This is a genomic window from Pannonibacter sp. (assembly GCF_051860505.1).
Classification (GTDB): Bacteria; Pseudomonadota; Alphaproteobacteria; order Rhizobiales; family Stappiaceae; genus Pannonibacter.
The window spans coordinates 1-5,369 of the sequence record NZ_JBHYDX010000047.1; the positions used below are offsets into that span (position 1 = coordinate 1).

Genomic DNA, 5,369 nt, shown 5'->3' on the forward strand with positions numbered 1-5,369 from the left:
GGGACAAAAAAGGGACTTCAGCGATCAACCAACTTGACAGCAACCGATACAGTTGCTGGCCAAGCGAAGCGCCGAGCCGGGACCGGAGAGCCGAGGCCTGAGCTGTTCAATGTACCAAAAGTCGAGACACAGTGACTCTCCGGTCCCGGATCTCCGCTGCGCTCTCGTCCTGGATGACGGCGTCGCCGCTTGAAACTGAGGCTGCCGGCACCTTTGCACCGGCAACCTTGTTTGTTACCAGAGCGGCGTCAGGGCCGGCGGGTTGGCTTCCGCACCCCACCACTTCTTGTAATTCGCCTCATAGGCACCCGACTGGATGTAGTCGGAGACGAACATGTCGAGCCAGCGGGTGAAATGCGGGTCACCCTTGGCGACCGCAATGCCGATCGGGTCATTGGAATAAAGCCCCGGCAGCGTCACCAGATTGTCGGAGGTCGTGGCGAGATAGTCGAGCAGCGAGGAGTCCTCGATGGCCGCCTGAACGCGCTTCTGCTGCAGCAAAAGGACGCCATCGGGAGCGAACGTGTCGGTGTAGACCAGTTCGGCGCCCGGCACCTTGGCCTTCATGAAGGTCTCGCCCGTCGAGCCGCGACCGACAACGACCTTCTTGCCGTTGAGGTCGTCGAGCGAGGCAATGCCCGCGTCCTTCTGCACGATGACGCGCAGGCCGGCCCGGTTGTAGGGGATCGAGAAATCGACGGTCTTGGCGCGTTCCAGCGTTGCCGAGGTGTTGGCGACCGCCACATCGATCTGGCCGGACACCAGCATCGAGATGCGGGCATCGCCCGACACGTCGACGAATTCCACCGGCACGCCCAGCTTCTCGGCAAGGCGCGTCGCCACATCGACGTCATAGCCGACGGGGTTGCTCTGCGCGTCGCGGAAGCCGATCGGCTCGCCGCCCAGCGACACGCCGATGCGCACGACACCGCGCGAGCGGATCTCGTCGATCTTGCCGGCGCTCGCCACACCGGTGAACACAAGGGTTGCTGCGAGCGCGGCGCCCGCCAGTTTCATCAGTCTCAACATCAGTTACGACCCTCCAGGTTGTGGTTATGGTTATGCAGTCAGATGTTCCGCCGCGCGGTGCTCGGGCTCCGCAAGGCCGGGATGCCACAGCCAGTACTTGATTGGCTCGTGGCAATTCAGGGCGACAACCCGGTGGTTGCCGTGGATGTCGATGGCTTGGATGACCAGCGCGCCGATGAAGCCGCCGGTGAGGTCGCGCACGTCGGCCACCGCAAGGTCGACGGCCTCGCTCAGCGACAGGCCCATGCGCAGGCCGAGAACGATGCTGCGCGAGGTGCCCGCGCGCATGGTCATCTCGCCGGTGTGGGTGCAGGCGGCCGCGCCATAGCGGCTGTCCGCGTAGAAGCCAGCGCCCGGGATCGGGCTGTCGCCCAGCCGGCCCGGATATTTCCACGCCCAGCCGGAGGTCGACGTCACCGCATGGGCGCCGCCGGCCGCATCGCGGGCGAGGAACACCGTCGTGTCGCGCACGCGTTCGGGATCGGTGATCGTGTGGTTGAGCGGCACCAGCGGGATGTCCGGGAACTTCGCCTGGTCTTCGGGCGACAGTTCCTGTTCCAGCCGCTCCCACCACACCCGCTTGCTGTCGGGGAAGAGCGCGTCGTCGCGGGCAAAGCCGCACTCATCGGCAAAGCGGCGGGCACCCGCTCCGGTCAGCATCACATGCGGCAGGCGGCGCATCACCTCACGGGCGAGCGCTGCCACCGGGATCGTGCTCGGCACGGCGCCCACGCAGCCCACCTCGCGGGTGGTGCCGTCCATCACGCCGGCATCGCATTCCATCTCGCCGATCATGTTCGGCCAGCCGCCGTAACCGACACTGCGCACCTTCGGTTCGCGTTCGACTTCGGCAATGCCCTCGATCATGGCGTCGATGCCATGGGTTCCGGCCTTCAGCGCGGCCACTGTCTTGGCAAAGCCGGGCCAGGCCTCGGAATTGGCGATGAGGATCATCAGAGGGCTTCCCCTTGCAGCTTGGACAGGAACTGGGCAACGCGCGGCAGCGACCGCCCCCGTTCGGAAAAGAAATCAGCCGTCGGCATGTCGGCGATGAGTTCGCCCTTCTCGAGAAAGACGATCCGGTGCGAGATCGAGCGGGCGAAGGCAATCTCGTGGGTGACGAACAGCATCGTCGTGCCCGTCGTTGTCAGCACCTTGAGGATGTCCAGCACCTCGGCCGTCATCTCCGGATCGAGCGCGCTGGTCACCTCGTCGAGCAGCAGATAGCGCGGCTGCATGGCAAGCGCCCGGCAGATGCCGACCCGCTGGCGCTGGCCGCCCGACAGCTGCGCCGGATAGGCATCCGCCCGGTGCGCCAGACCGACCCGGTCGAGCAACGCGCGGGCGTCCGCGATCACCTCCGCCTTGGGCCGCTTCAGCACCTCGACGGGCGCAAGCGCGATGTTCTCCACCGCCGTCATGTGCGGATAGAGGTTGAACTGCTGGAACACGGTCGCCGACCGGCAGCGTGCTTCGGCAAGGTCCTTCGGCTTGGCCACATCGAAGCCATCGACCGTGATCGACCCGGCCTCGAATGTCTCAAGACCGTTGATGCAACGGATCAGGGTCGACTTGCCCGAGCCGCTGGCGCCCAGAACCGAGACCACTTCGCCCGGAGTGAGCGTGAGATTGACCCCGTCGAGCACCTTGTGGGCGCCGAAGGATTTGCACAGGCCGTTGACGGAGAGCATCAGACCCCCTTCCAGTCCGTATGCGCCCGCAGCCGCCGTTCCAGCCGGGACCCGGCATAGGCGACCGCCTTGGCGGTGAGGTAATAGAGCGCGCCCACGACAGCCCAGACGATGAAGGGCTTCAGCGTGCGCAGGTTGAGGATGTTGCCGACCTTGGTCAGGTCGATGACGCCGATGACGGAGATGAGCGAGGTCACCTGCAGCTGATTGACGAGCAGGCCCGTCAGCGGTCCGATGGCAAAGGCCAGCGCCTGCGGCGCGATCACCCGTCTCAGGATGGTCCAGCGTGTCAGGCCGAACACCCGCGCCGCCTCGATCTGCTCGCGCGAGATCGCCTCGATGGCCGAAACCGCGATCACGTAGACGAAGGCCGCCGTATTGCCGGACAGGGTGATCAGCGCCGCCTGCGACGGCGTCAGGTTGATCTTCATCAGCACCGGCAGACCGAAGAACACCAGGAACAGCTGCACCAGCACGGGCGAGTTCTTCAGGAGTTCGGCAAGCCCATGCACCAGCTGGCGCAGCACAGGCACCCGGTAGTAGCGCACCACCGCAAAGCCGAGCCCGAGCGCGCCGCCGATCAGCGTCGAGGCTGCAAACAGCCACAGCGTGACCGACAGGCCCTGCAGCAGAAGGACGATGTCATAGGAGGTAAACTCGGTGTAGCGCATCACGCCACCTCCCCGGCCGTATGGCGGTTGACATGGCGGTGCAGCGCGCCGAAGAGGCCAGAGACCGCATAGGTCAGGCAGGCATAGGCAATGAGCAGCGCCGCATAGACCTCGAAGGGCCGGAACGTCTCGGCCGCCACAATCTTCGCCGAGCCGGTCAGCTCGTTCAGCGTGATCGTCGACAGCACCGACGAGGTCAGCACCAGATTGACGCAGACCGCCCCGAGCGGCCGGATCGAGGTCCGGAGCGCGATGGGCAGGATCACCTTGGTGAAGATCTTGCGCCGGGAAAGACCGCTGACCTCCGCCGCCTCCAGGATCCCAGGCTCGATGGCGAGGATGCCCGCGCGAATGACGTCGGAGGTATAGGCACCGCCGGCAATCGACAGGGCGATGATCCCGGTGGGCGCGGCCTCGATGTAGATCCCCACTTCCGGCAGCCCGAAATAGAAGAAGAACAGCTGGACGATGAAGGGGATGTTGCGGAACACGTCGACATAGATCGCCGACAGGCGCCGGGCCAGCGGCGAAGCGGCCGTGCGGCAGGCGGCCACGACAATGCCAAGCACGATGCTGCCCGCCAGTGCGCCGAGGCAGACCACCGTGGTCAGCCACAGCCCCTCCAGGAGGAACGGCACATGCTTGGCCAGGATCGAAAGGTCGAAGCCCAAGGGCGCCTCCCGAGTGAGAAGTGAAACCGGTTTCATTTAGACGTGCAAACTGCGTCCTGTCAACGGTCAGCTTCGTGTCCGCACCGCACCGGAAGCCGGCACCCCTGCCCTTGCGTCGCTGCCGGATCCGGGGCACAAAAAGCGCCCTGTGATGCTCCCAAGTGAACACCCCTCGCCCGAAGAGGGAACCCTGCTTTCTGGATGGACCTGACTGATGATCCTGTGTTGCGGTGAAGCGCTGATGGACATGCTGCCGAGAGAGATCGGCGGCGAAGGAACTGCATTCCTGCCCGTGCCCGGCGGCGCGATCTTCAACACGGCGCTGGCCCTCGGCCGGCTCGGCACACCGTCCGGCTTCCTCTATGGCGTCTCAAACGACCTGTTCGGCGAGCAGCTCCTCGCCCATCTCGCCGCCTCGAACGTTGCCACCGACCTGACGATCCGCTCACCGCGCCCGACGACGCTGGCCTTCGTGCGGCTGAAGGACGGCAACGCCACCTACACCTTCTACGACGAGAACTCCGCCGGCCGCATGATCACGGCCGCCGACCTGCCCGCTCTGCCCGCCGCCGTCACGACGCTCTATTTCGGCGGCATCAGCCTCATTGGCGAGCCCTGCGGCACGGCGCTGGAAGCGCTGCTGATGCGCGAGGCCGGTTCGCGGGTGATCGCGCTTGATCCCAACATCCGCCCCGGTTTCATTACCGATGAAACGGCCTATCGTGCCCGTCTGTCGCGCATTTTCGCCAAGGCGGACATCCTGAAGCTCAGCGAGGAAGACCTCGAGTGGTACGCGCCTGGCTCCGATTTCGACACGATGGCGAAATCCTGGATCGCCGGCGGCGTCAAGGTCGTGCTGAAGACCCTCGGCAAGGACGGCGCCCGGGCTCTCACGGCGACACAGGACATCACCGTTCCCGCCCGCAAGGTCGAGGTCGTGGACACGGTCGGCGCCGGTGACACATTCAACGCCGGCTTCCTGTCCTCTCTGGCCGAGGCCGGTGCCCTCACCAAGGCTGGCGTCGGCGCCTTGAGCGATGCGGTCCTCACCGTCGCCCTCACCCGCGCCACCTCCGTCGCCGCCATCACCGTCTCCCGCGCCGGCGCCAACCCGCCCTGGGCGCACGAGCTGTAAGGCGGGACCTCTCTGACAGCCGTCCCGGCCTTATCCGCACTGTGCCGTCCCGGCCTTGTGCCGGGACCATCCTCTCTGTGCTGTCCCGGCCTTGAGCCCATACGCGCTAACTTATTTATTGCTTGCGGATTTGTCTTGTGATTCAGAGGCTTCATGAGATGCGAATCACTTT

6 protein-coding genes are annotated in these 5,369 nt (G+C 65.5%); 1 reads left to right on the forward strand and 5 read right to left on the reverse strand.

What is annotated here, in order from left to right; translation table 11 throughout:
- Positions 1–234 precede the first annotated feature (234 nt).
- Genes ACTIFE_RS20340 through ACTIFE_RS20360 form a run of 5 tightly spaced genes read right to left on the reverse strand, consistent with a single transcriptional unit; the run spans position 235 to position 4,062 of the window.
- A complete protein-coding gene (locus ACTIFE_RS20340; RefSeq protein ID WP_439530971.1) occupies positions 235–1,029 on the reverse strand; it encodes a transporter substrate-binding domain-containing protein in 795 nt (264 codons plus the stop codon).
- A gap of 30 nt (positions 1,030–1,059) precedes the next feature.
- Positions 1,060–1,983: an isoaspartyl peptidase/L-asparaginase gene (locus ACTIFE_RS20345; protein ID WP_439530972.1), complete on the reverse strand. Its 924-nt coding sequence runs from the start codon at positions 1,981–1,983 to the stop codon at positions 1,060–1,062.
- Positions 1,983–2,720: an amino acid ABC transporter ATP-binding protein gene (locus ACTIFE_RS20350; protein WP_439530973.1), complete on the reverse strand. Its 738-nt coding sequence runs from the start codon at positions 2,718–2,720 to the stop codon at positions 1,983–1,985. The genes ACTIFE_RS20345 and ACTIFE_RS20350 overlap by 1 nt, the downstream gene beginning before the upstream one ends.
- On the reverse strand, positions 2,720–3,391 hold the full coding sequence (locus tag ACTIFE_RS20355; protein WP_439530974.1) for an amino acid ABC transporter permease: 672 nt from the start codon (positions 3,389–3,391) through the stop codon (positions 2,720–2,722). Before ACTIFE_RS20355 ends, ACTIFE_RS20350 begins: the two co-directional genes overlap by 1 nt.
- Positions 3,391–4,062: an amino acid ABC transporter permease gene (locus ACTIFE_RS20360; protein ID WP_439530975.1), complete on the reverse strand. Its 672-nt coding sequence runs from the start codon at positions 4,060–4,062 to the stop codon at positions 3,391–3,393. Before ACTIFE_RS20360 ends, ACTIFE_RS20355 begins: the two co-directional genes overlap by 1 nt.
- Before the next feature lie 214 nt (positions 4,063–4,276).
- On the opposite strand from ACTIFE_RS20360, the gene ACTIFE_RS20365 reads away from it, so the two are divergent.
- Entirely contained in the window at positions 4,277–5,197 is a 921-nt protein-coding gene (locus ACTIFE_RS20365) for a carbohydrate kinase family protein (RefSeq protein ID WP_439530976.1), read from the forward strand.
- The last annotated feature ends 172 nt before the right edge of the window (positions 5,198–5,369 follow it).